General features: G+C 40.3%; 29 protein-coding genes. 7 read left to right on the top strand and 22 right to left on the bottom strand.

Annotated elements, in window-relative coordinates:
• Positions 1-22: 22 nt before the first annotated feature.
• The 6 genes from AC6CHU_RS09515 to AC6CHU_RS09490 form a co-directional block, all read right to left on the bottom strand.
• Positions 23-811: a DUF92 domain-containing protein gene (locus AC6CHU_RS09515; RefSeq protein WP_159865083.1), complete on the bottom strand. Its 789-nt coding sequence runs from the start codon at positions 809-811 to the stop codon at positions 23-25.
• Positions 804-1379, bottom strand: a complete 576-nt coding sequence (locus AC6CHU_RS09510; protein ID WP_498121360.1) for a 5-formyltetrahydrofolate cyclo-ligase — start codon at positions 1377-1379, stop codon at positions 804-806. Before AC6CHU_RS09510 ends, AC6CHU_RS09515 begins: the two co-directional genes overlap by 8 nt.
• A gap of 114 nt (positions 1380-1493) precedes the next feature.
• Positions 1494-1643 (bottom strand): 50S ribosomal protein L33, encoded by a 150-nt coding sequence (rpmG, locus tag AC6CHU_RS09505; RefSeq protein ID WP_009332954.1) that lies wholly within the window; start codon positions 1641-1643, stop codon positions 1494-1496.
• A gap of 77 nt (positions 1644-1720) precedes the next feature.
• A complete protein-coding gene (locus AC6CHU_RS09500) occupies positions 1721-2362 on the bottom strand; it encodes a hypothetical protein (protein ID WP_251283689.1) in 642 nt (213 codons plus the stop codon).
• Between the two features lie 60 nt (positions 2363-2422).
• Positions 2423-3658 (bottom strand): glycosyltransferase family 4 protein, encoded by a 1236-nt coding sequence (locus AC6CHU_RS09495; RefSeq protein ID WP_159865074.1) that lies wholly within the window; start codon positions 3656-3658, stop codon positions 2423-2425.
• Positions 3655-4290 (bottom strand): DUF4912 domain-containing protein, encoded by a 636-nt coding sequence (locus AC6CHU_RS09490; protein WP_498121357.1) that lies wholly within the window; start codon positions 4288-4290, stop codon positions 3655-3657. Before AC6CHU_RS09490 ends, AC6CHU_RS09495 begins: the two co-directional genes overlap by 4 nt.
• A gap of 312 nt (positions 4291-4602) precedes the next feature.
• On the opposite strand from AC6CHU_RS09490, the gene AC6CHU_RS09485 reads away from it, so the two are divergent.
• Positions 4603-4995, top strand: coding sequence for a hypothetical protein (locus AC6CHU_RS09485; protein ID WP_236566214.1), 393 nt, complete (start codon positions 4603-4605; stop codon positions 4993-4995).
• A complete protein-coding gene (locus AC6CHU_RS09480; RefSeq protein ID WP_159865071.1) occupies positions 4988-5467 on the top strand; it encodes an endolytic transglycosylase MltG in 480 nt (159 codons plus the stop codon). The genes AC6CHU_RS09485 and AC6CHU_RS09480 overlap by 8 nt, the downstream gene beginning before the upstream one ends.
• A gap of 49 nt (positions 5468-5516) precedes the next feature.
• On the opposite strand, the gene phoU is transcribed toward AC6CHU_RS09480, so the two are convergent.
• The 10 genes from phoU to AC6CHU_RS09430 form a co-directional block, all read right to left on the bottom strand.
• Positions 5517-6176, bottom strand: coding sequence for a phosphate signaling complex protein PhoU (gene phoU, locus AC6CHU_RS09475; RefSeq protein ID WP_201306541.1), 660 nt, complete (start codon positions 6174-6176; stop codon positions 5517-5519).
• Positions 6177-6232: 56 nt separating this feature from the next.
• On the bottom strand, positions 6233-7060 hold the full coding sequence (pstB, locus tag AC6CHU_RS09470; protein ID WP_396398625.1) for a phosphate ABC transporter ATP-binding protein PstB: 828 nt from the start codon (positions 7058-7060) through the stop codon (positions 6233-6235).
• Between the two features lie 17 nt (positions 7061-7077).
• Positions 7078-7962 carry a phosphate ABC transporter permease PstA gene (gene pstA / locus AC6CHU_RS09465; RefSeq protein WP_159865062.1) on the bottom strand — a complete coding sequence of 295 codons (885 nt, stop codon included), beginning with the start codon at positions 7960-7962 and terminating at the stop codon, positions 7078-7080.
• The gene (gene pstC, locus AC6CHU_RS09460) at positions 7963-8919 is read right to left on the bottom strand and encodes a phosphate ABC transporter permease subunit PstC (protein WP_159865059.1); all 957 of its coding nucleotides are present in this window, start codon (positions 8917-8919) and stop codon (positions 7963-7965) included.
• A gap of 105 nt (positions 8920-9024) precedes the next feature.
• Positions 9025-9984, bottom strand: a complete 960-nt coding sequence (locus AC6CHU_RS09455) for a PstS family phosphate ABC transporter substrate-binding protein (protein WP_159865056.1) — start codon at positions 9982-9984, stop codon at positions 9025-9027.
• A gap of 216 nt (positions 9985-10200) precedes the next feature.
• Entirely contained in the window at positions 10201-12342 is a 2142-nt protein-coding gene (locus AC6CHU_RS09450) for a peptidoglycan D,D-transpeptidase FtsI family protein (protein WP_396398658.1), read from the bottom strand.
• Between the two features lie 174 nt (positions 12343-12516).
• A complete protein-coding gene (locus AC6CHU_RS09445) occupies positions 12517-13734 on the bottom strand; it encodes an MFS transporter (RefSeq protein WP_159865050.1) in 1218 nt (405 codons plus the stop codon).
• A gap of 137 nt (positions 13735-13871) precedes the next feature.
• On the bottom strand, positions 13872-14480 hold the full coding sequence (locus tag AC6CHU_RS09440; RefSeq protein ID WP_076258029.1) for a superoxide dismutase: 609 nt from the start codon (positions 14478-14480) through the stop codon (positions 13872-13874).
• A gap of 199 nt (positions 14481-14679) precedes the next feature.
• Positions 14680-15162 (bottom strand): DUF456 domain-containing protein, encoded by a 483-nt coding sequence (locus AC6CHU_RS09435; RefSeq protein WP_159865047.1) that lies wholly within the window; start codon positions 15160-15162, stop codon positions 14680-14682.
• Between the two features lie 60 nt (positions 15163-15222).
• The gene (locus AC6CHU_RS09430; protein WP_159865320.1) at positions 15223-16830 is read right to left on the bottom strand and encodes a Na/Pi cotransporter family protein; all 1608 of its coding nucleotides are present in this window, start codon (positions 16828-16830) and stop codon (positions 15223-15225) included.
• 267 nt (positions 16831-17097) lie between these two features.
• Here AC6CHU_RS09430 and AC6CHU_RS09425 point away from each other — a divergent pair, with 267 nt between their 5' ends.
• The 3 genes from AC6CHU_RS09425 (at position 17098) to ispG (ending at position 19578) form a co-directional block, all read left to right on the top strand.
• The gene (locus tag AC6CHU_RS09425) at positions 17098-17868 is read left to right on the top strand and encodes a DUF1189 domain-containing protein (RefSeq protein ID WP_159865044.1); all 771 of its coding nucleotides are present in this window, start codon (positions 17098-17100) and stop codon (positions 17866-17868) included.
• Positions 17869-18016: 148 nt separating this feature from the next.
• A complete protein-coding gene (yqfZ, locus tag AC6CHU_RS09420; RefSeq protein ID WP_159865041.1) occupies positions 18017-18346 on the top strand; it encodes a protein YqfZ in 330 nt (109 codons plus the stop codon).
• A 119-nt stretch (positions 18347-18465) separates the two neighbouring features.
• The gene (gene ispG / locus AC6CHU_RS09415; protein ID WP_201306539.1) at positions 18466-19578 is read left to right on the top strand and encodes a flavodoxin-dependent (E)-4-hydroxy-3-methylbut-2-enyl-diphosphate synthase; all 1113 of its coding nucleotides are present in this window, start codon (positions 18466-18468) and stop codon (positions 19576-19578) included.
• An 85-nt stretch (positions 19579-19663) separates the two neighbouring features.
• On the opposite strand, the gene AC6CHU_RS09410 is transcribed toward ispG, so the two are convergent.
• Positions 19664-20125, bottom strand: coding sequence for a DUF4190 domain-containing protein (locus AC6CHU_RS09410; protein WP_159865036.1), 462 nt, complete (start codon positions 20123-20125; stop codon positions 19664-19666).
• A gap of 187 nt (positions 20126-20312) precedes the next feature.
• Between AC6CHU_RS09410 and AC6CHU_RS09405 the strand changes: the two genes are divergently transcribed.
• Positions 20313-20894 carry a hypothetical protein gene (locus AC6CHU_RS09405; protein WP_159865033.1) on the top strand — a complete coding sequence of 194 codons (582 nt, stop codon included), beginning with the start codon at positions 20313-20315 and terminating at the stop codon, positions 20892-20894.
• A 27-nt stretch (positions 20895-20921) separates the two neighbouring features.
• On the opposite strand, the gene zur is transcribed toward AC6CHU_RS09405, so the two are convergent.
• Genes zur through AC6CHU_RS09390 form a run of 3 tightly spaced genes read right to left on the bottom strand, consistent with a single transcriptional unit; the run spans position 20922 to position 23010 of the window.
• On the bottom strand, positions 20922-21332 hold the full coding sequence (gene zur / locus AC6CHU_RS09400; RefSeq protein WP_159865030.1) for a zinc uptake transcriptional repressor Zur: 411 nt from the start codon (positions 21330-21332) through the stop codon (positions 20922-20924).
• 53 nt (positions 21333-21385) lie between these two features.
• The gene (locus AC6CHU_RS09395; RefSeq protein WP_159865027.1) at positions 21386-22228 is read right to left on the bottom strand and encodes a metal ABC transporter permease; all 843 of its coding nucleotides are present in this window, start codon (positions 22226-22228) and stop codon (positions 21386-21388) included.
• Positions 22225-23010, bottom strand: coding sequence for a metal ABC transporter ATP-binding protein (locus AC6CHU_RS09390; RefSeq protein ID WP_159865024.1), 786 nt, complete (start codon positions 23008-23010; stop codon positions 22225-22227). The genes AC6CHU_RS09395 and AC6CHU_RS09390 overlap by 4 nt, the downstream gene beginning before the upstream one ends.
• A gap of 159 nt (positions 23011-23169) precedes the next feature.
• Here AC6CHU_RS09390 and AC6CHU_RS09385 point away from each other — a divergent pair, with 159 nt between their 5' ends.
• Positions 23170-23424 (top strand): DUF2624 domain-containing protein, encoded by a 255-nt coding sequence (locus tag AC6CHU_RS09385; RefSeq protein ID WP_159865021.1) that lies wholly within the window; start codon positions 23170-23172, stop codon positions 23422-23424.
• A 109-nt stretch (positions 23425-23533) separates the two neighbouring features.
• On the opposite strand, the gene AC6CHU_RS09380 is transcribed toward AC6CHU_RS09385, so the two are convergent.
• Both AC6CHU_RS09380 and AC6CHU_RS09375 read right to left on the bottom strand, forming a co-directional pair.
• Entirely contained in the window at positions 23534-24427 is an 894-nt protein-coding gene (locus tag AC6CHU_RS09380; protein WP_251283683.1) for a deoxyribonuclease IV, read from the bottom strand.
• 24 nt (positions 24428-24451) lie between these two features.
• Positions 24452-25762: a DEAD/DEAH box helicase gene (locus tag AC6CHU_RS09375; protein WP_251283682.1), complete on the bottom strand. Its 1311-nt coding sequence runs from the start codon at positions 25760-25762 to the stop codon at positions 24452-24454.
• Positions 25763-26064 lie beyond the last annotated feature (302 nt).

Here is a 26064-nt window from a genome sequence, read left to right as displayed (position 1 = left end):
TATAGAGAACTGCAAAGTCCCTTTATGCCAATAAGATATATAGAAGCATTCCCACCGAGGCAGAAGCTAAACCTGAAAAAAAATTAACAAAATCATTATCTGCAAAATTCCAGCCTTTTACCAAAATGGCCGGCTGTCCGCAATGTTCTGATGCCTCCACGTTTGACCTGCATGCCAGGCACTTGTATTCAGCTTGAAAATAAGCACCTGATAAAGAGTCAAGCAAATTCCCTGTAAACCCAAAAGTGCCAACCAGCAGAACCTCATATGTTGATAGGGGAAAAAGCATGTATGCCAGAAGAGCAATTGTAAAAGAACCTGACAAAGCTGCAATCGTTCCTAGAGAGCTGACAGCACCGGAGGTACCTGTTTCGATTGCTTTCCACGTCTTCAATGAAATGGGGGGTTTTTGACTTAATGAGCCAATTTCTGATGCCCATGTATCTGAATTTGCTGCTGCCAGTCCGATAAGAAAGGCAATCAGCCATGCCTGTGATGGATCCAGAAGATAGAATATGCTGGCAATAGCAGCTATGCCTCCATTGGCAGCAACCTGCCGCCAATCTCTTCTTGATCCCTTGGCATGCTTAGTTTCGAATTCCTTTTTTTTATGGCCTTTAAATTTTGACCAGAAGCTTGAGCTTGCAAAAAAGAACCCCAGGACAAAAAGGCCATCCAAACCAAACCCAAAGGCTGCTGCTGCACCTACAATGAATGCCGCTATACTGCCTGAAAGGGTCAGTAAGCGGAAATAATACCCGGCCAGCGCTGTGATTAATATAAAAATAATGATTGCAATAGATTCAAGCATTGCCAAATTCCCACACCTGCTGATTGGTAATAATCATTTCCACCGGCCTATCATGGTCTTCCACCGGAAAGCCTGTTATGAACTGCATTTCAAATGCCAGTGAAACCGTTCTTCCTTTATAATGCTCGAGAAAACGATCATAATAGCCTCCCCCAAATCCGAGCCGGAAACCGTTTTTCATATATGCCAGTCCGGGAACGACTAAAGTATCGATTTCCTCACTGAGGATTTCCTCCGTTTTTTCCGGATTCGGCTCCCATAATCCATAAAATACAGACTCCAAATCCATAAAGCTATTCAATTCACGAAATACCATTTGTTTGGATTCAGGTATGCATTTCGGTACAGCGACCCTTTTCCCTTCTTCCCAGGCTCTTCTGATAATTTGCCATGTGTCAGCCTCAGGTACCTTTGAAACTGTTATTCCAATTGTTTTGGCCTGTCTCCATAAAGCGCTGTTATAAAACCTGCAGGCAATTTGATAGGACAGCTGTTCATACTCCGGCTTGCTCAATTCCTTCATTTGATCCAGCATTTGCTTTCTAAGGAGCTTTTTATCGTTTTCCATATTAAAACCTCCAACAATAGTTACTATTGCAAAGTTCTCAATAACTTATCCAATAAAGGGAATGTTAACCATTAAAAAAATCAACAAAAAAAGCAGTAGGAATGATCCTACTGCTTATTTTGTTTCACGATGTGTAGTCGAACGCTTGTCTCTTGGGCAATATTTTTTAAGCTCAAGACGATCTGGATTATTTCGTTTATTTTTTTTAGAAATATAGTTACGATCTCCACATTCTGTGCAAGCTAACGTAATGTTTACACGCATGTAATTTCCCTCCAAACTATGTTCAAACTAGTTCGTTCATACGACTTTTCTATAATATCACTTTTTAAATCGAAATGCTAGTACGTTTTTTTAAAAGTATCCTCTTTCCCCCTGTCTATCAGCAGGCTATTATACTGAAGCATTTCTGATTTGCTGTTCCCGTTAATTATCCATGACTCCCCTTCTGCTGTTCCTCTTCCATTAAATACAGCTGTAAGGGCGATAATACTAATTGAGTTGCCCTGAGCCATAGGGTTGTACTTTAATGTTCCTTTCTTTTTGCAGCTCCATATCTGGTCACTGAAAGTGTTCCAGTATGGCTGAATTGTACACTCTTCCATTTTTTTGCCGTTTATCTGGCCGTTAACCAAAAATAGCTTGGAGTCAGCCATATGAAAGATGACATTTTCAGCAGGTGAAATGAAAGAAAGGTGTTCACGGGAAGAAAACTCATGCCTGTGCTGCAATAAAAGCTTAATCGTTCTGGGCTTGTTCGCATGGTTAGTAATATAGCTTCTAAAATACGAAATTTTAGAATGGATTTGTTCTGTTTTAATTTGAACAGAGATATTTTCATCAGGAAACATTTCTTTACTGTCATTTTCCATCCAGTAAGTTTTACCGTCTATCCGCAATCCGGGTATCATTCTCAATTTCCCGGCCGGCGCTTTCTCCATTTCCTCATAAACATCAGATTGAATCCAATTTAATGTATTCATTCCTATGCACCTTTTTCTATAAGTTTTTCAAACGGCCTTTTCAATGACAGATAATATATATCACACTAAATCTTCCAGCTTCCGGCTGATCAGGGTTTCTTGATATACTCTTTTGGTTTCATCCGCAATGCGTCTCCAGCTGAATAGGCTTTCTGCAACCTTTTGACCTTGTTTGCCAATTGTATCGGCAGCTTTAGGATCCTCCAAGAGAGTGAAAGCCTGCTCTGCAAAGCTATATGGATCTCCAGGGGCCATGAGCAGGCCGGTGTATTCATGTTGAACGATACCCTTTAATCCGCCTGTATTGGATACTATCGCCGGCTTTCCCATAATCATGGCTTCGAGGGCTACAATGCCAAATGGCTCATAGTAACTTGGAAAAACAGCGATTTCACACTTCTGAAACAGAGCTAATCTTTGCATGTCATTAATAAATCCTGGAAAATGTATGATATCATCGACTTTCAGCTCTCTTGCTTTTTTTCTGTGTGCTTCAAGCATAGGACCCTTGCCGGCAACGATCAGGTAAGCATCCTGATACTTCTCTTTAATCAAAGGCGCTGCCTCGATTAAGGTATCAAACCCTTTTTCCCTCACCATCCGTCCAATGGAGAATATCAGCCTTCCTCCTTTTTTTACTGAAAGTCCTTCTAATAAGCTGTCTGGATCATCAAGAAGTGTTTCTTTGCTGATACCGTTTGCGATAACAGATATTTTTTCGCTTGCAATTGAAAATTGATGAAGTACTTCTTCCTTCATATACTCGCTGCAAACAATAACCTGATCTGACCCATGGATCAGCTGCTCTTCTTTTGTATGGATAAATTTCTGCAATTCTGTGTAAATTCCATTATTTCTCCCATATTCTGTTGCGTGTATAGTTGTAATCAAAGGACAGTGTAAGCTCTCCTTTAAGGACAGGCCGCTTGCACCTACAAGCCAGTCATGTGCATGAATGATTTCAAAGAGGTGGGAGGATGACAGTTCAATGGCCTTTTGCTCCATCGCCAAATTCAATCCCAAAATCCAGTGCAGAAAGTTAGGATCCTTTTCATTTAACGGCTTTACCCTGTGTATATAGATACCGTTAATACATTCATAGCCCGGAAGTGTGCCAGGATTGGCAGTCAGAATATGAACCTCATAATCCTGTCTTAATCCTCCGGCAAGTCCATGCACATGCCTTGATAAACCGCCAACAACATGTGGAGGATACTCCCAGGTAAGAAGAAGGATTTTTGGTTTATCGTTAATGAAACTATTATTATTTAATTCAGAAATTCTCGAGTTAATCATTCTTTACCTGCTCCTTCACTGACTGATTCATAATACGTGTATGTACTCACATTCACAGTCCATTCAGGCTGAACCCCAGATTCGCTTTTTCCGTATGAATGGCAGGGTATTTCCTCTGAAGTATGAAGTGCTTCTGAGCGCAGTAAAGGGAGGAATTGAATATCTGTGATTTTAATGCCCAATTCCACACAGTACACTCGGTCAGGTTTGAGCCCTTTAAAGAGCCATTCAGTTTGCCCGGACAGGATTACCTCATGGTCACAGACTGAATTAGCTCCATCAAAAAGGACTCCGGTAACATCATAGATTCTTAAAGATTTTCTAAAAGCAGAGAAAGGCTCGTCCAAATATCGTGAGAGCATCTTCTCTTTCTGAGCTGATAATTCCCAGGATGCTATTACCCTATCATCTGTTGAGCGGGTTAATGCCAAACAATCTATTGATTGATTTCGCACAGGATTTACTTCAGCATTTAATTTATTCCCCGTAACCTCCCCGCTATCGCGCTTTCCTTTATTTTGGATAAGTTTGGTCCATTGATACTGCACTTTTCCTACTGTTGTATCAAGCTCACTGGCAATCTTACGAAAGGAAAGCCCCCTGCGTCGAAGTTTAATAATTTCATCTATCATAACGGCACCTCTTGCATTTATTTCATAAAACCATTCTATATGACAAAAAGCAAAATTTTATGACTATTTATATAACTTAATGTTATCACTGATATGAGTCGCCTACAATAAACGGAATTTGTCGCTTCTTGCGAATGTACATTCCTTCCCGATTATTCACAGGAAAAATTTTATAAACGTTTGCTGAGCTTCTTAATCGACAGGATTCCTCTGACAGGAATCTTTAAGTTTCACCTGTTTATGGAATATATATCGAAATTTGTCAATTTTGATGGTAAAATACATCTGTGCAATGAATAGAGGTGAGTTTTATTGGAATTAATCTTGCTGTCATTATTAGTCTTTTCTATAGGATTAATAATTCTTTCAGTATTTTTGAGAGATCCTTATAAAGAGCTGCGCGATGAAATGGACCAAATGTCCATGCAGCAGATCCAGGAAATTTATCAAATTAAAAAGAAATTAAAAGTATTGGAAGAAGAACTGCTGGTGGCAGATGAGCCATTTATTAAGCATGTTCCTTCAGAGCCTTCTGTTCATTCTGCAGAAAAAAGGGCAGTTCATGAAATCATAAAAAATCAGGTGATGCTCCTGACCAGGCAAGGGCTGTCAGTAGAACAAATTGCAAGACAATCATCCCTTTCTCCTGATGAAGTAAGGACTATCCAAACAGAAATGAAATTTAGGGGCCATAGCTATGAATAAACGAAATACCCGTGCATTTGCATTTGGCATTCTTATTGCTGTCGCAGCCTTTGGCACAGCCTATCTATTGAATAAACCGGAGCAATCGGAAGATAGAAAAATTGATGAAAACAGCGCAAGAAAATTTCTGGAGGCAAACGGCTATACAGTATTAACAAACGAAGAATATGCTCTCCTGCAGCAGACGGATGCTAAAGACCCAAATGAGAAAGAAGTTAATGAAGAAACTTCAGAGGAAAATACGGAGCAGGCAAAAGAGGCTCAGAGAGTCTTTCAGCTAACCATTGAAAGCGGCATGACTCCCGGTGAAATCGCGTTGCTGCTTGAAAAAGCAAGTGTTATTGACCAGGCAGCAGACTTCGGCAATTACCTGGAGGAATACGGGTACAGCCAAAAAATACAGCTTGGCACATTCGAACTGAACCATAATATGAGCTATAAAGAAATTGCAAAAATCATAACAAAAAGCTAAAAGGGTACAATTCCTTTTAGCTTTTTTGACTGTCTAGATCCAAAGCCTGTTAATTATTTAAATCATACTGGCGTCCTTTAACCAGGTAGAAGGTATGTTCAGAAATATTGGTCACATGGTCAGCTGCTCTTTCTAAATATCGGCAGACAAAAGACAGCTGGGTAATCTGAGGAAGGTATTCAGGTTTCTGCAGATTGATTTGCAGCAGATCTCTAATTGTTTCACCATATAGATCGTCTACCTGATCATCCATATCGGCAACTTTTTTTGCCTTTGCTATATCTTCTTCAGTGAAAGCTTCCAGGGATAAACGGAGCATTTCAGCAGAGATATCGTACATTTTTTTTATATGTTCAATCGGCTTAATTAGCGGTTCAGATCCAATCCGAATGGCAGATTTCGCAATATTGACTCCAAAGTCTGCAATTCTTTCAATGTCTGTTGCGATCTTTATAGCCACAATGATGCGGCGGAGGTCAATAGCCACTGGCTGCTGTTTAGCAATTAACAGAATGGCTAGATCATTTATTTCTTCATATAATGCATCAGCCTGATTGTCGTCATCAATGATTTCAAGTGCCAATTCAATGTTTTGGGTTTCAAGCGCTTCAACTGATCTATGCAGTGCCTCTACAGCAAAATTGCCAATTTCTATAAGCATTTTTTGAAGCTCCTGAAGATCATATTCAAACCTTTCACGTACTGCCATCATTGTAATCCCCCTACCCCCATATATTTATGCCAGTCTGAATCATCATCATGCAATTAACCGAATCGCCCAGTGATATAATCTTCAGTCCGCTTATCTGAAGGAGTGGAGAAAATCTTATCAGTTTCAGCAAACTCGATTACTTCCCCATTTAAAAAGAAAGCAGTTTTATCAGAGATACGGGCTGCCTGCTGCATATTATGCGTAACAATAATGATACTGAATTCTTCCTTAAGCTCCTGCACGAGCTCCTCTACTTTTAAAGTAGAAATGGGATCAAGTGCAGAGGTTGGCTCATCCATTAAAATGACATCCGGTTCAATCGCAAGGCAGCGCGCAATGCAAAGACGCTGCTGCTGCCCGCCTGATAGGCCGTACGCATTCTGGTTCAGGCGATCTTTTACTTCATCCCAGATTGCAGCTCCTCTTAAGCTTTTTTCAACAATTTCATCAAGGATCCTTTTATCACGGATTCCATGTATTTTCGGTCCATATGCCACATTTTCATAAATGGACTTTGGAAAAGGATTGGGCTTTTGGAAAACCATGCCTACACTTGTTCTTAAATCTTCCACTTTAAACGACTTATCCAGAATGTCGCGGCCGCGGTATAAAATTCCGCCGGAAATCTTCACAGAAGGTACAAGTTCGACCATACGGTTCAGGGTTTTGATATAGGTGGACTTTCCACATCCGGATGGACCGATAATGGCCGTTACTTCATTTTCATGAACGGCCAGGTTAATATTCTTTAACGCATGGCCCTCACCATACCAAAGGTTAAGATCTTTTGTATGATAAACAACTTTGTTATTCTCATTAACTTTTTGGTTTAGGTTAGCTGTATGAATATTTGGACTGGTTTTTTCCATAACTGCAGTCATTATTTAAAACCTCCAGCTTAGTATCTTTTTTGGAATTTATTTCGGATCATTATTGCGATTGAATTCATCACAAACAAAACCATTAATAATATGACAATGGTCGCGGCTGCCAGGTTGGCATATTCCGCAACAAGAGCAGAGTCAACTGTCCAATAATAAATCTGGACCGGCAAAATCGTAAATTTATCAAAGACTCCATCAGGAACGGGAATTAACAATGCCGGTATGCCGATTACAACCAATGGCGCTGTTTCCCCGATTGCCCTGGACAGGGCAAGAATGACCCCAGTAAGAATTCCCGGAAGAGCTGCGGGAAGAACCACATTTTTAATGGTCTGCCATTTAGTCGCACCCATTCCGTATGAAGCTTCTCTTAAGAATTGCGGTACTGCCCGAATGGCTTCCTGGCTGGCAACTACAACTACCGGAAGAACCAGCAGCGACATTGTCAGACCGCCAGCAAGAACTACAGAACCCAAATCCAATGTTCTTGCAAAAACAGTTAAACCAAGAATCCCAAAAACAACTGACGGGACGCCTGCCAGGTTGGAGATGTTCGTTTTAATAAATGATGAAATACGCCCCTTTCCGGCATACTCTTCAAGATAAATGGCTGTGCCTACTCCAAGAATCATCGTGACAGGAGCAACAACAAGCATCAGCCAAAATGTTCCTGTTATGGCTCCCCAGATTCCAGCCCTTTCAGGATCCGTTGATAAGCGATTCATAAGAAAATCCATGTTGATCCAGCTTAATCCATCAGCGAGGACTCGATAGATTAATACAATTAACACAGCCAGGCCAAATAAAGTTGCTAAAAAGAAGAGTGTTTTTGCCAGATTATTTGCAAGCAGGCGGCTGCCCATCTTTTTTTGCACTTGATCCGAATCTACATATTTCATTTAATACTCCTCCCTGAACCTTCGAGAGATATACTGAGCGAGCAGGTTCATAACCAGCGTAAAAACAAATAATGTCATAGCAACTGCGTAAAGGCTGTAATATAATGTTGTTCCTGCGGCTGCTTCCCCGCCTGTTACTTCCACAATGTAAGCCGTCATAGTCTGCATGGACTGCGTTACGTCAAAGGTGAAATTCTTCGAACTTCCACTTGCTATAGTTACGATCATCGTCTCCCCAATTGCTCTTGATATTCCGAGCACGAATGAAGCAATGATGCCAGAAATAGCTGCTGGAACAACCACTTTCCAGGTTACTTCCAGCTTAGTGGCACCTAACGCAAGGGCTCCTTCCCTCATGGCATTTGGCACAGAGCTCATGGCATCCTCGGAAAGAGAGGCTACCATCGGAATGATCATAATTCCCATTACAATCCCGGGACTCAATATATTTGTAGGTTCAAGGCCAGGAATAAAAGATTTTAGTAAAGGTGTTACAAACGTAAAAGCAAAAAATCCATAAACAATGGTAGGAATACCCGCCAGGATTTCAAGTAGGGGCTTTAACGCCTTTCTTGTTTTTTCTGATGCATATTCACTTAAAAATATGGCTGTCATCAGACCCACCGGAATCGCAACCAGCATGGCTATTAAAGTGGAAATAATGGTTCCCGTCAGTAAGGGAAGAACACCAAAGACGGCATTTTCACCCAAAGGCTTTAATTGAGTACCTGTAAAGAAATCTATAAAAGGAACGTCTTTAAAAAAGGCGATTGTTTCCGTGATTAAGGTAAGGACAATTCCAATAGTAGTGAAAACTGAAATTGCTGCAATGCCGAATAATATTTTCGGTATTAATATTTCTGTGTAATTATTGACACTTCGAGATCTTTTCTTTTGTTGAATGATTTCTCGCACATTCAGCTTTTTTTTGTCATAGTGAACAGCACTTTTAGCCACGTCAAAACCCCTTTCAGCCTTCTCATCCAAAGAAGCACTCTTTACAAGCCCATCACAAGAAGATGAGAAAGCAAACTTCTCATCCTCTTATGACGGTACTTCTTCTTATTTCAATTCGTTCAAAGCATCAAGTGAAGCTTGGACATCTTTATCTGATAATGGCGCAAATCCAGTTTCAGCGGCAACATCCTGCGCATTCTCCATTGTATAAATAGCATAGTCAAGTACTTGCGGCTTATCTTTCGCCATATTCGTATTCAGATATGTGAACACAGGTCGAGTGAATGGAGCATACTCTCCGTCTTCCTTGATTGTGTCCAATGATGGCTCAACAGGCCCATTTCCAAAGTCTATCTTTACTGCTGCCAATTTATCTTTATTACTATCATAGTATCCATAACCAAAGAAGCCGATGGCATTTTTATCTTTTGATACAAGATCCACTAACGTTGAGTAGTCCTGCTGTAAGTTGATATTTTCAGGAAGATCCTGCTCTTCAAGAATATTTTCAAACATAAATTCATACGTTCCATGGTTTTCATTTGGGCCATACGTTTTAATTTCATCGTCCGGGAAGTCAGGGCGGACATCTGACCATTTTTTCTTTCCTGCGCTTGCAAGGAATATGTCGATAACTTCCTGCTGGGTAAGTTCAGTTGCCCAATCATTTTCTTTATTGATTACGATCGTAATTCCATCCAAAGCAACCTTCATTTCCTGTACATCAATGCCAAGCTCCTCAGCGGAAGCTTTCTCTTCATCTTTAATTTGGCGGGAAGCGTCGTTAAAATCTGTTCCGTCTTCTGCAAGAAACTTCTTAAAGCCTGCTGAAGTTCCTGAGCGGCTGACTTCTACAGAGACATTTTCCTGTTCTCCCATATAGTTTTCAGCCATGCGAGCCATAAATGGATAAACTGTCCCAGAACCGTCTATAACTACACTGCCCTCCAGCTCTTCACTGTTATCTCCATTCGCACTGGTGCCCTCATCTCCACTGCAAGCAGCTGTAAAAGCCATTACAGCTCCAAGCGTTAATAAAAGGCTCATTTTTTTAAGACGTTTCATTCCTGAATTCCCCCTAAGAAAATTGGTTGTTTTGTCCTACGTGTTTAGAATAAGGGTTGACTGTTAACCCGGTTTTAACCGAATGTAAAGCTTTTGTAAATGTGGGCAATTCTTGTGTAAATATGTCGAAGTGGCGTATAACTTTGAAGTAACTCTCTTCCCAATTTTCAATAACACAAAAAACTGTCTCCCTATTCGGGAGACAGTCCATCTTGCTTATTCATTCTCTTCATTTTCTCTGCGGGCATCTTCCTGCCCTTCGATTACTTCATCAATATTATTTACTTTTTGAACAGAATCCTTGCTGTTCTCGCCTTTCTTTTGACGCTCCTTTTTAAGCTCAAAGTAGGCATCCAGAACACGTTCACCGATTTTTTTATTTGCTCCATGATCTACGCTTCCCTGGTAGGCCCAAGGTACTAAAACAGCCATGGCAATCTCGGGATTATTTGATGGTGCATAGCCAACAAGGCTAAGATTCATGACTTCAGGAGGCTCTTTTCCAAATTTGCTGCGCTCAGGTCCATCGTAAAAGGCCTCAGCTGTACCTGTTTTACCAGCTGGTTTATACTCTTTGCCCCCAAAATTGGAATAACCTGTACCGCCGCTTTCCTGCATTACTCTGCGGAAACCTTCCTGCACACGGTCCATCCAGCCTTCTTCCAGTTCGACCCTATTAAGAACCTTTGGCTCCATCTCCTGAACAATAGGGCCAAGTTCATTGTTTTCCATTAATGGCTCACGGATTTCCTTTACGATGTGAGGCTCCATCCTATTTCCGCCATTGGCAATGACAGAAACATATTGTGCAAGCTGCATGTTGGAATAAGTATCGTACTGTCCAATCGAAAGGTCAAGCATGAAACCAGGCAAAACACTCATTCCTTTAAAGCCTGTTTGCTCATTTGGCAAATCAATCCCTGTCCGAACGCCAAGACCGAATTGAGCGAACGATTCCCTTACAGTACTAAAAGCTTTTTCATCTATCCATAATGGCTTCTCAAACTCATATCTCCCCCCGCCTATCCTGATGACCGTTTCGAACATATAAACGTTTGAGGAAAACTTTAGTGCATTAATATCATTTAAAGAGCCAAAATTTCTCCATGATTTTTTCACAGGTGTTCCTTTAATTTTTAAAGGACGATCATACAAAACGGTTCCGGGATTAATAGCCCCCGTTTTATAACCGGTAAGTATTGTAGCACCCTTCACAGCTGAACCGACATTATAAGTAGTTGTGATGTTGCCCAGTGCATCGTCCTGCATTTGAGACTGGCCTGTCTCTTTATCCTTCACAATCTTTTTGCCGGCCATTGAAAGAACTTCTCCCGTATGCGGGTCCATCAGTACTACATAGGCCCTGTCCAGTAAAGCTGTTCCTGCTGATGCCTTCGCTTTACGCAATTCCTCTTCAATGATTTTCTCAACTTCCTTTTGAAGATCCATATCTATGCTCAGCACAAGGTCCTTGCCTCTTTGACCGTCTGTGATGGGTACAGTTTCAAGAACATTCCCGGCTTTATCTGTAACGTTTTTTACTTTTGCCTTTTGGCCGTGAAGGACTTCTTCGTATTGCATCTCGATATAACTCTTGCCTACACGGTCATTGCGGCTATAGTCACGTGCCATATAGTATTCAATCTGTTCGGCCGGAAGACCTTCATCAGAGCTTGTTACTTTTCCAAGCACCGATTTCAAAGTATCTCCAAAGGCATAATACCTTTCCCAGTCGGTTGTTGTATCTACACCCGGTAAAATCTGCAGATTTTCGCTGACAACTGCAAATTCCTCAGGTGTTACTTTTTTATTCTTAACAATTTGAGGGGTCAAAGCATATCCGCTTGTAAATTCTCTGTAGATAGCAAGGACTTCAAGATCATCCTTTGTCAGTTCACTTAATTCCTCTTTAGTTATCCGGTCCAAAGTGAGCTGATAAATGGCCTTATCCAGTTCCTTATCCTTACCCTCATACTTCTTTTCAAGTTCGTCTTTATCTTTTTTAGTGACCTTTGCTTCTGCCTTATCAGGATTCTTCATGATCCAGTAATCCTTTTTATCCCGTTCCTGAACCTTTTTGGTATCTTTATCGATCAGCTTGGCCAGCCTCTCCGCCACCTCAAGCATTTCATCCTGCTTGTACCCATTATTAGTAAAGGTGATGGCATTTTGCGGGGTATTATCGACAATCACCTGTCCATTCCGGTCAAACATTTTACCTCTCGGCACAGGACTGTTAACTGTAACATCTTCCGTTCTTTCAATCTCACGCTTATAATCATCGCCATAAACAATCTGAACCATCCCAAGCCGGAGGATCAGCAATGAAAACAATAAAAACACAGCAAAGAAGAGCATATTCAGACGGAAAGGAACATGGGTCTTCTTTTTCTTCCTATTCAATTACGCACACTTCCTTTAAAAAATTCTCTTAGTCCCATTCTAAAAGAAAAAAACAATTAATTCTATAAAGAACCCTTTTTCTACATAAATAAATTTACTGGTAAAAAAAGAGAGAGGGTTTCCTCTCTCTTACGCTGACTGAAATTGAATTTTTCTTATGAATAAATAAATGACCGAATGTCCCGCCCCTATTATTAAAAGAAGGATTGGTATGCTTTTTTCCTCCTGAAAAAAAGATACCGCAGCTAAAAAACCTAAAATCGATACTATGCGCCCTGCATTTAAAAAGATTTCCCTGACGACAATATACTCAATCCTCATCTCAGCAGCCTTCCAGCCCCTTCCAATGACATCATAGGTTAATGAGATATATGGGACAAGCAGAAGTGGATACGCTATAGCAATTGCTGCTGCATACATCAGCAGCTTTGGGTAGGTAACATCAAATACAATAAAGAATATGGCCGCATATAGTACCAATCCCCCGATAAGTATGGCTCTTTTCCGGTACTCCTTTTTCAAAAGTCTTGATACAAGATAATATCCTAAAAAAGAGATACTTGAGTTGACCAAACCGTATGTTCCAAGAGCCAGTTCGCTGCCAGTTGAAATGAAGACATACACTGAAACAACAAAAATAAAGGTTCCTTCTCTGAGCCCCTGAAAAAAGTGGGCATTTGTAATCATGCGCCAATTTACATTGTTTTTTCGTTCTGCTAGGATTCTCGTAAAAAAATACCTTCCATCTGCAGGCCGCCTTTTAAGGAAAAAACTTAAAAAGACAGCTATTGAAAAAAGGGTCAGGGAGATTCCGAAGATAACTGAATAGCCGGTGAACTTTTCCATCCTTGAAATAATGAAACCCGCTGCTATCGGTCCAATCATACCCCCAACGGATGTTAGTATTCCAAGGAAGCCATTAAAGAAATCCCGATTCTCCGGCTCTGTTATTTCGAAGGTCAGTACATTGAAAGCAAGCCAGTAAAACCCGTATCCTACTCCCAGCAGTGCTCCCAGAAGCAATAGATATTTCGAGGCGCTTGTACCAATAAAAAGAACGGTCAGATAAAAAAGGGCTAAAAAAATAACACCTATTCTCAGTACAATGACCCTGTCAATCTTCTTCGCCCATCTCCCCGCCAGAATAAAAGTCAAAGGCTGCAGAACAACAATGGCCAGGTTATACAAAGCCAAATCACTGAATTCACCTGACTGCTTCCAAAGATAGATATTTACAAATGTGTTTGAGAGGGCAGCACTTAAAGAATATAGCCCCCCAATAAATAAAAGCAATGTTAAATCTTTCGTTAAATCGACATTACCGATCAGTTTTTTAAATCTGCTCATAAAAAAACTCCCCTTTGCTTCTAAGGGTAGTCTCCTACAAAGCCAGTGCGGTTATGCAATGATTTAGAAATTAGCACAATACATTATTTAAAAAATAAAACACGGCAGATATAAAATCTGCCGTGCTGTTTGATAGCTTATTTTGCAGCGCTGTAACGCTTAGAAACCTCATCCCAGTTAACAACATTCCAGAAAGAATTGATGTATTCAGGACGGCGGTTTTGGTATTTTAAGTAGTAAGCATGCTCCCAAACGTCAAGGCCAAGGATTGGAGTCTTGCCTTCCATTAATGGTGAATCCTGATTAGGTGTGCTTGTTACTTCAAGTTCGCCATTGTTTACAACTAGCCACGCCCAGCCTGAACCGAAGCGAGTTGTTGCCGCCTTCGCGAACTCTTCTTTAAAGCTGTCATAGCTTCCGAATTTGCTGCTGATGGCATCTGCTAATTCGCCTGTTGGCTCTCCGCCGCCATTAGGAGAAATGATCTGCCAGAAAAGAGAATGGTTTGCATGACCGCCGCCGTTGTTGCGCACAGCAGTACGGGCAGCTTCAGGAACAGCATCCAGGTTGGATACTACTTCTTCAACAGTTTTAGAAAGAAGCTCTTCGTTTCCTTCTAAAGCATTGTTAAGATTTGTTACATAAGTATTGTGATGCTTTGTATGATGAATATTCATCGTTTCCTTGTCGATGTTTGGCTCCAATGCATCATAAGCGTAAGGTAATTGCGGTAATTCAAATGCCATAATAAAATTCCTCCCTATGTATCTGTTTTAGTAAGCCCCCTGAAACATTTACAATCATTTATAAAATTCTGATTTTAGAATGTTTCTAAGGTCTTTAGCTTAAGATTACCAAAGTTGGTTTTTTGTTTCAATCAAAAAGCTTTGCTCCATATATACATTATCCAAATTAGTATTTTTTAATCCGCAGCAGTATGCTTAGTTATAGAACTACAACTAAAAAATAAATAATCATAACTGCCTGGATTACAGCTTTGGCTGCTGCGCTGCTGACAAATCCGATTACAGACCCGAATCCAATTTTTAATGCATCATTAAAGTTTGTCCTGTTAACTGCGAGTTCAGCAATAACCGCTCCAAGAAATGGCCCGATAAGTATTCCCAGCACAGGTATGACAAATGGGCCAGCTAAAAGGCCAATTGTACTTCCCCATACACCAGCTTTTGAACCTCCATATTTTTTCACGCCAATCATATTTGCTACGTAATCCGCTCCGAAAAGAAGGAGTACAAATAGCCCCTGAATCGTCCAAAATAGCCAGTTAAATGGCTCAAAAGAAAATAGGACTCCATAAAGAATAAAACCTCCAAGCAAAAACAGCACACTTGGAATAATCGGAAAAACCAGGCCTGCAAAAGCGACAATAAACAACACAATAATCAGTATCCAATAAAATATTTCCATAATCAGCACCCTTTTTTTATAAATAAATAAGCAAGGGATCCCCCTTGCTTATTTTACCACTTATTCTTCCCCTAAAACAGCTTCAGCAATATTCACTGCGTGATCACCTATACGCTCCAGGTTGCTGACAATGTCTACATACACTATGCCGGCCTGGCCTGAGCATACACCTTCATTCAAACGAAGGATGTGCTGTTTGCGGAGCTTTCTTTCCATCTTGTCAATTTCTTCTTCCTTTTTAACTACATGCTCTGCAGCAATTTTATCATTATGGTCCAGCGCCTGAAGCGCTTCTTTTACAGTAGAAATGGTTAATTTGAACATTTGCTCTAAATCAGCCATAGCTGAATCAGTAATGGACACTTTATTTGCCTGTTTATAATCAATCAGTTCGATTACATTTTCGAAATGATCACCAATACGTTCAATATCTCTTACCGTATCCATCAGCACAGTATGCTCGGCTGATTCATTTGCCGAAAGTGAACTTGAAGATAGTTTTATCAAATAATCAGTAATTTTTCGATCTAGATTATTGATTGCATCTTCCAGCTGGTATGCTGTATCGGAATGCTTTTGATTGCCTGTTTTTAAATACTGAACCGTTTCTTCCAGTCCGTGTACAGAAAATGTTCCCATGCGGAGCACTTCTTCCTTGGCTTGTCCAAGTGCAATCGATGGGGACTGTTCAATAAACATAGGATCCAAATGCTTAGCTTTATAATCAGCCACCGCATCTTCGCCCGGAATGAGCCTTGTCACGATCCATGCCAATACAGCTACAAATGGAAGCTGAATAAGTGTATTCGACGTATTGAAAATTCCATGTGCAAAGGCAATTGTCATTTCAGGATTTAGATCCATTTTCCCCTGCAGTGTTTCAACTATAAATGTAAAAGGTTTTAATAAAACCAAGAAAACGGTTGTACCAATTAAGTTAAACAATACGTGTACAGCTGCAGCTCTTCTTGCAGCAACAGAAGCCCCAATAGCTGCTAAAACCGCTGTAATGGTTGTACCGATATTATCCCCAAATAAAACCGGCAGTGCAGCATCCAGATTGATCAGCTCTTCAGAAAACAATCCTTGAAGAATACCGATTGTTGCACTAGAGCTTTGGACAATAACTGTAAATACAGTTCCGACAACCACACCCAGAATTGGATTTGAACTCATACTGACGGTCAAGTCATGGAAAGATTCCAAAGTGCGAAGAGGCTTCATTCCTCCACTCATTAATTCCAGTCCGTAGAATAATGCACCAAAGCCAAAAACAATTTGTCCGACATTGTGGATTTTCTGTTTCTTGAAGAAGAATAGCAATATAGATCCTAGTGCAATGATGGGTAAAGCATACTCACCAACATCTATTCCAATGATGAAAGCTGTAACAGTGGTCCCTATATTAGCACCCATGATTACCCCGATTGCCTGGCGCAGCGTCATGAAACCTGCTGACACCAATCCGACAGTAATAACTGTTGTAGCTGAACTGCTTTGAATTAGCATCGTTACAAGAATCCCGGCCAAAACACCCATGATTGGATTTGTAGTAAAACGATCTAATAAATCTCTCAGCCGATCCCCTGCTGATTTTTGGAGCCCATCACCCATGAACTTGATTCCATAAAGAAAAATACCAAGCCCTCCAAAAAATTCAAAAAGCATTTGCTGAACATTAAGTTCCACAACTATTCAACCCCTATATTTTTTTCGACATGTTTCATCAAACCCCATACAATTATTAATGGTAATGAAGATAAAAGTAAATATAATCAGACACGAATTTACAATACCTTAACATTGATCATAAATGTTACAGTTTCATTACAAATACAGAAAAGGTATTGCTTTAATACTAAAAGAGCATTCCCCTTGTAACTCCTTGGGATTTGGCTAAAATAAGTATGTGAATCTCAAAAAGGGTGTGTGCAAATGAATATTTTTGTTCAGTTTTATAAAAGTCTGTTTTCTCCTAAAGATATCGCTTTATTTAGGCATCAGGGAATAGGCAAAACCATTCTGTATGTGTTTTTCCTTACCCTGCTGTCAGTATTGCCAACCGTTTTTTATTCCGGGGCAGGAATCATTTCCGGCTTCAATGCTATTGATAAAACCATTGACAGTGAATTACCTGATTTTGAAATAGCAGATGGTCAGCTTCATACAGATGAAAAGGTTCCAGTTACCATCAATAAGGATAACTTTACAATCATTGTTGATTCGACAGGTACAGTTGATCCTGCAGTTCTAACCGAAGGCGGCAATACGATTGCCTTATTGACAAATGAAGTCTACATAATAGCAGAAGGACAGGAACAGAGACATCCATACTCGATGCTGTCAAACGGCTCAATTTCTAAGAATGACCTTTCCGGGTTCCTTGATTCGGCAGAATCCCTTATGCCAATTATTATTCCCTTAATAGGAATAGTCATTTATATTTTTGGAGCTGGCATTCGATTTATTGAGATATCTCTGTTAGCACTGGCAGGCCTTCTAGTCAAAAAAGCTCTTTCCAAAAGACTGGAATACCGCCATTTATGGCGCATGTCTGCCTACAGCATAACTTTACCGACCATTTTCTTTGCAATCATGTCAGCCCTGCAAACCACAGTGCAAAACGGGGCAATGATTAACTGGCTGGTTTCCCTTATTATTCTTCTGCTGGCCATTAAGGAAGTACCTGCTCATAACGCTAAGTAAAACGCGCGCAGCCCGTGCGTTTTTATTTTGGAATAAAATAAATTCCTCCTATCTGCAGAATAATAAACTGAGAACTTTTGTTGGTCTAAGTACGATGGGACAAGCATACATATTGGGTAAACAAGCTATTCCAGGAGGTTTGGCCAATATGAAAAAAATGGCGGGAGTATTGCTTTCCATTCTTGTAATTTATGTAATTTATTATGACCTGAATCATGGTACACTCCCCGCTGGACAAAGCCAGTCTATCGAGGCAAGCACAATTCCATCTGCAGAATCAGACCCAGTCTTTTTTGAAAAAAAGGTCAATCCGGGAGAGACTGTTCTTTCTATAATTGAACTAAACCTTGATGGCCCAATTCCGGTTGGCATAGACCAAGTGGTATCAGATTTCTCTGAGTTGAATAATGGATTGAGGCCTGAAGAAATCAAATCCGGTAAAACCTACAAATTTCCTAAATACAGTCAGGATAACTAATCATCATTCTTGTCAATTTCAGCAGTTCATTGATACAATAGAGTGGAACTTCTCTAACAGTGAACTTTACTCATCTGTTATATGAATTGATAAAAAGGAGCGAATCTCCATTGAGTGAAATTATACACCGCACAAAAACAAGGCCTGTAAAAGTTGGGCCTTTAACAATTGGCGGAAGCAACGAGCTTTTCATCCAGAGTATGACTACAACAAAAACGCATGATGTTGAGGCAACTGTAGCCGAAATTAAAAGGCTGGAAGAAGCAGGCTGTCAAATCGTACGTGTTGCTTGCCCTGATGAAAGAGCCGCAAATGCCATAGCAGATATAAAAAGACAAATTAATATACCGCTTGTTGTTGATATCCACTTTGATTACAAGCTGGCCCTAAAGGCTATCGAGGGCGGAGCAGATAAAATCCGCATAAACCCTGGCAATATCGGTAAACGCGAAAAGGTGGAAGCAGTCGTCAAGGCAGCCAAGGCAAAAGGAATACCTATCCGGATTGGGGTAAATGCCGGTTCCCTTGAGAAAAGAATTCTTGAGAAATACGGATACCCTACAGCAGATGGCATGGTTGAAAGCGCACTTCATCATATCAAAATCTTAGAAGATCTTGATTTCCATGACATCATCGTTTCCATGAAGGCATCTGATGTCAACTTGGCCATTGAAGCATACGAGAAAGCATCCAAGGCTTTTGACTACCCTCTGCACTTAGGTATTACAGAATCAGGCACACTTTTTGCGGGTACTGTAAAAAGCGCTGCTGGACTGGGAGCTATCCTAAGCAAAGGCATTGGAAATACATTAAGAATCTCATTGAGTGCAGACCCAGTTGAAGAAGTTAAGGTTGCCCGTGAACTTCTTAAAGTGTTTGGATTATCCTCCAACGCCGCTACACTGATCTCCTGCCCAACATGCGGACGGATTGAGATTGACTTAATCAGCATCGCTAATGAAGTGGAAGAATATATTCAAAAAATTAAAGCGCCTATTAAGGTTGCTGTATTGGGCTGTGCGGTTAACGGGCCTGGTGAAGCCAGGGAGGCGGATATCGGCATAGCCGGCGCACGCGGAGAAGGCCTGCTGTTCCGTAAGGGCCAGATTGTCAGGAAGGTTCCGGAAGAAACAATGGTCGAAGAACTTAAGATCGAAATCGACAAAATAGCTGAAGAATATTTTGCAAAACAGGCAGAAGAGAAATTACAGGCTGAAAGCCTGCAGCCATAATAATAACAGCAGAATAAACAAGTATCTTACAAATAGAAAAGCCTGGCCCCAAATACAATTTGGGAACCAGGCTTTTTTCTTATTTTTAAAAGAACGGCAATATAAACATACCGATAATAATGGAAATTGCCCCAATTGCAATCGCCCAGCCTCCAAGGCTTTCTGAACCCCTTCTTCGAGCGATAAAACCAAGGACAATTCCTGTTGCTCCAAAAAGAACTGGCAGTACAAACAAAGATAAAATGGAAAGTGCCAGGGCTGCATAACCGACTCCTCTTCCGGCTGTAACAGTTTCATTCTCTTCATCCCTGTCCAATGACCTGTCATAGACACCTGGCGCTGCTATTTCTGCAGCGGTTTCCTCAGAATAATTTTCCTGAACTGCTTCTCTTTCGATTTCCTCATTACGATCAAGCGACCTGTCATAGACACCTGGCGCCGCTATTTCTGCAGCAGCTTCTTCTGAATAATCCGCTTCATTCGCTTCGCCAATTCGCTCACTGTATCGGAGGTCATACTCTTCATTGGTGCGATCTTGATCTGCCATCAATGATCCCTCTCTTTCTTTGCTGTGTTCCTAAAACTTTTGCTTAATGGAGCATTTATAGTGTTTGCGATAAAGGTCTTTTTTAAGATGTTAATGTTTAACTGTCAAACCTGGCAGCAACACTCTTTTGCAAGGCTCTGACTTTTGTTAAGATAAGGGATATATGCATTAAAGGAGATTTAATAAAATGAAGAAACGCTTTGGCATCGATATAGACGGAACGGTTACCAGCCCCGAAGCAATGGTTCCGTATTTAAATGAAGCATTTAACTTGAATATTACGTTAAATGATATTAAGCAGTATGATTTAACACCATTAGTGACGATTTCAGAGGAGAAGTTTGCCCATTGGTTTTTTGAGAATGAACCAATAATCTATAAGGAATCTCCACTTGCGGAAGGTGCAAAGGAAGTTCTGACCAACTGGAAACGGCAGCATGAATTGTATTTTATCAGCGCCAGGGGCTCTCACCTGCAGCAAGTAACAGAGGAATGGTTTTTAGAAAATGCACTAGAGTTTGATCATATTGAATTGATCGGGAGCCATGATAAAATTGAAGCTGCAAAAAAGTATGAGGTCGATATCTTTCTCGAAGATAAACATGATAATGCAGTGATGATTCATGAGGCCTGCGGAATACCTGTCCTTTTATTCGATACACCTTATAATCAGGATTCCCTTCCCAATGGCGTCATCCGCGTCCGAAATTGGAAGGAAGCCCATGCCTGGACTGAAAATTGGCTAAAGCAAAAAAGCATGGAAAAATAGCTCCATGCTTCTTTTTTTATTTCTGTATTAAAAACACTCCGGACATTTCCCATATATTTCAAACTTATGTCCGGAAACATCATAGCCCTTCAGATTTTCCTGCACCTGCTTCATGGGACAGACTTCAATTTCTTTCGTCTTGCCGCAATCCAGACATATAAAATGATGATGATGATGATCATGAGAGCAAGTAAAGCGGAAATGTTTTTCACCTGATAGCTCTGTCATTTCAAAAATACCCAGTTCCACAAATAACGATAAATTTCTGTAAATAGTATCAAAACTAAGTCCAGGATAATTATCTTTCATTTTCTCGAGAACTTCTTTTGCCGTTATATATTTATCGCTGTCAGCAAACAGCTGAAGCATCTCTTCCCTTTTCCCGGTATGTTTATAGCCTTTATCCTTTAAAAGCTGCATGGCTTCATCAACATTCATTTTTTCCACCTCTTTTTTGCTCTTAAATCAACCCGGATAGAAGTCATTCACATTTATGCGGCTCTCATGCCTGCAAGTTTTTTCAGCAATATTGTTACAATCAGTATAAATACGGCAATCATAACGATTGTTCCGCCAGGTGCCAAATCAATATAGTAGGAAATTGTCAAGCCGCCAAGAACCGAAATTTCACCAAAAAGCATGGACAGGAATATGGTCTGTTTGAAGCCTTTTGCAATTCTGATGCTTGCAGCAACCGGCAATGTCATAAGAGAGGAAACTAATAATATCCCCACTATTCTCATGGAAGCAGCTATAACCAGTGCTACCATGACTATAAAAATGAAGTGAACACTTTTAGCAGCTATTCCGGATGCCTTGGCATGCTCTTCATCAAATGACAGCAAAAACAATTCTTTATAGAGCAGGACCACAAGTACTATGACAAGCACGCTGATAATCAAAATAGTCCATAAATCAAGCCGGCTGACTGCACTGACACTGCCAAACAGATAACTGAATAAATCTGTATTGAATCCGTCAGCAAGTGAAATGAATATGACTCCAAGACCAATGCCGCCAGATAAAATAATAGGAATAGCCAGCTCCTGATAATGCTTATAAACAGCTCTCAGCTTTTCAATAAACAACGAACCGGCAACTGAAAAAGCCATCCCCATATACAAAGGATTCAATCCGCTCAATCCGATAAATTTCTTTTCTAGCAGCAGGCTTGCAGCAATGCCTGCAAGTGTTACATGGCTTAAAGCATCCGCAATTAAAGATAGCCTTCTGACAACTATAAACACACCCAGAAGAGGAGCAATGATCCCGATAATAATTCCAGTTAAAAAAGCATTTTGTAAAAATTCATATTGAAGGATTCCCGAAATCATTTGCCTGCTCCTTTATGGTGGTGATGATCATGGTCATGTGTCAGGACATGTACATCATGTCCGTAGATCTCCGACATTTCATTTACATTTAAGCTTTCAAATTCAGCTGTATTTCCATGGAAATGCAAATTCTTATTCAGGCACGCCACATGGGTGACTTTATCAGAAATTGTCCCAATATCGTGTGTAACAAGCAATAAAGTAATGCCAAGATCCTTATTTAAATCATCCAGCATTTCATAGAAGGACTGAACATTTTTCACATCCACACCTACTGTGGGTTCATCCAATATTAATAATTTCGGGTCGCTTACCAATGCCCGGGCGATGAATACCCGCTGCTGCTGACCGCCTGAAAGCTCGCCTATATTACGCCCTGCATACTCATGCATGCCAACAGATTCAATCGCACGCATAACCTTTGCCTGATCTGTCTTGCCCATAAATTTAAAAAGCCCCAGCTTCTTTGTAAGCCCGCTTGAAACCACTTCAAAGACCGTTGCCGGGAATCCTGTATTAAATGAATTTGCCTTTTGAGAGACAAATCCAATGTTCTGCCAATCCTTAAATCGGCTAATTTCCTGGCCAAACAGTTTGACGCTCCCCTTCTGCACTTTAAGCAAATTCAAGATAAGCTTTAAAAGGGTTGATTTACCCGAACCATTGGGACCTACAATTCCAAGGAAATCTCCTGAATTAATGGTCAGATTGATATCCTCGAGTACATTTTCTTTCTCATATCTATAAGAGACATGAGCTATTTCAATTATTGGCTTTGCCATTATTATCACCTTACATATTAAGAATCATTACGATTTACTAACACAGTATACAAGAACATGCATTTAAAGTAAAGGTACATGCTTTTGTCGGAAATTTTGAAACTTATAGTCACTATTCACAGTCTTCACTCATAAAGTACTGAGGAGGAGTGATGAAAAATGAAAATATTCGAAAACATCATTAATCATAAGTTAAGCAATATTACAGCAGATGAATTATTAAAATATGGAGAACAGTTCAACATCCAGATCACGAAAGCGCAAGCACAGAAAATTGCAGATCATTTGAGAGGCAAACAAGTAAACATCTTTGATGACCGCGAAAGGACAAAAATCATAAAGGAAATTGCAAAGATTGCCGGCCCGGAAACTGCAAGGGAAGTAAACAGGCTTTTTATGCAATTTACAAAATAAATCTCACTTATCATACTTAATTTTTCACGCAAAAAAGCTGTGCATTCCAGGCACAGCTTTTTACTATTGACTCTTTTTTCAAGGCTCAGCCAATCAAACTGAACTATATTTATACAGCCGCAATGACTTCCAATAAGCTTTCATTGAATTCCTGGCTGCGCAGCATTTCTATTTCATGCTTATAAGGGGCTTTTTTATTATTTTTATCTTCGCCTACATAAGGAGTCTCCAGAATTTTAGGGATTTCCTTTAATTGCGGATGATGGACAATATAATTTAAGGCATTGAAGCCGATATGGCCAAATCCGATATTAGCGTGACGGTCTTTACGCGTTCCGCGCTCATTCTTACTGTCATTAATGTGAAGGACTTTCAGACGGTCAAGTCCAATAATCTTATCGAATTCTTCCAATACTCCATCGAAATCATTCACAATATCATATCCTGCATCATGTGTATGACAAGTATCAAAGCATACAGATAAGTGATTGTTATAATTGACTCCCTCAATAATCATAGCCAGCTCTTCGAAGGATCTCCCGCACTCTGATCCTTTTCCAGCCATGGTCTCAAGTGCGATCTGCACATTTTCTTCTCCGTTCAGAACTTCATTTAAGCCTTCTACGATTTTTTTGATGCCGGCCTCTGTTCCTGCTCCAACATGGGCGCCGGGATGGAGTACAATCTGTTTAGCTCCAATCGCTTCGGTGCGGTCGATTTCAGAGCGCAGAAAATTTACGCCTAATTCAAATGTTGAAGGGTTTGTAGTATTTCCGATATTGATGATATAAGGAGCATGTACAACAATATCAGCAATCCCGTTCTCTGACATATGCTTCAGCCCTGCTTCAATGTTCAGATCTTCGATTTTTTTTCTTCTTGTGTTTTGCGGAGCCCCTGTATAGATCATAAATGTATTGGAGCCATATGAAACAGCTTCTTCACTTGCTGCTAAAAGCATTTTTTTCCCGCTCATGGAAACATGTGATCCAATCTTCAACATGAAAATACCTCTCCCTTTAGTTCCTTATTTACGCTTGATTCTTCTTTCGCGTTTTTTAATTTTGTCCATTTCCCATTTCATTTTCTTTTTATAGCCTGGTTTTACTTTTTTAGGTTTTTTCACCAATGAAGCGGCTTTTTTATCAATGTCATCTGTTTGTTTCTGTCTTGTTTTTCGCTTGTTGCGATTATCCAGGTCTGTCCATTCACCTTTTTGAAGATCTTTGTGCCTGAATTCTATTCCCATTTTTTCTAGTCTGTTCAATGCATCTTCATCGGAGATTTCATACACTGTTACCGCAATTCCCGAGAAACCTGCACGCGCTGTCCGCCCAACCCGATGAATATAAAAATCAAGATCGGTTGGAAGTTCATAGTTAATTACATGGCTGATCCCCTGTATATCAATGCCTCTGGCAGCCAGGTCTGTTGCCACAATATATTGAAACTCAAGGTCTAGAATCTGCTTCATCATTTTCTTTCGTTCACGCGGGTTAAGGTCCCCATGGATACGTCCGACCTTCAGGCCTTTGCTGATTAATCCGTCTGCCACTTCGTCCGCTTTTTTCTTGGTGTTGGTGAATACAATGGCTAAGTAAGGGTTTAAGGAAGTCAGTGCCTGATATACCAGCTCTACTTTATTGCGGTGTTTGGAAGGCAGAAGCCAGTGCTCAATATTTGCTGCTGTGGCCTGCTTTGGCTCCACGTGAACATATTTTGGATTTTCCATGTATTTTTTCAGGAAAGGCTTCAGCTTCTCAGGAATTGTAGCTGAGAATACAAGCATTTGCAGCTTCTCCGGCATCCTTGCTGCAATTTGGTCAACATCTTCAATAAATCCCATATCAAGCATTAAATCTGCTTCATCCACAATAAGAATTTCGGCAGTATGCACAAACAATGCCTGTTCTTTTACGAGGTCATTTATTCTTCCCGGTGTACCTACAACCACATGAGGCTGTTTTTTCAGCTTTTCAATGGTTCTCTGCTTGTCCGTACCGCCGATATAGCAGCGTGCAGATATTTCTTCTCCCTCCGGACAATGCTCTGTAACCTTAAGAATTTCATGATAAATCTGATTGGCAAGCTCTCTGGTTGGAGCTGTAATAATAGCCTGAACCTCCTGGCGGGAAGGATCAACCTTATGAAGGATAGGCAGCACATATGAATGGGTTTTTCCTGTGCCAGTTTGTGATTGCCCTATTGCGCTTTCTCCCTTCAGCACAGCAGGGATCATTCTTTCCTGAATTTCTGTCGGCTCATAAAAGCCAAAATCTTTAACCGCTTCTATAATAAAGGGCTTTAAGTTAAATCGGTCAAATCTCGTTTCGTTCATATAAAAACTCCTCAATTATTCAGACTCGCCTTACGTTAAGGCAGTATCCAAAACATATATTAGTGAGTAAGATCTACTAGTATCAACTGACAACTTGCTGGTTCCGAGCTTTTCTTACATCCTGTTATTATAATAAAGTTTTCTGCAAATAACCACTCAAACAGGCTTTTATATTTTTATGATGAGCTTTTTAGGTGATTTTAATAAATAAATTGGTTTCTTCTGAATTATGCCTAAACCAAAATGGGATATACGCATACTTTATATTATGAAATTTTTATTTAAGATGCAGAAATATGCAA

The organism is Cytobacillus sp. GQ23 (assembly GCF_059758675.1).
Note: the sequence above shows the minus strand (reverse complement) of the source record. Positions and strands in the feature narration are given on the sequence as shown.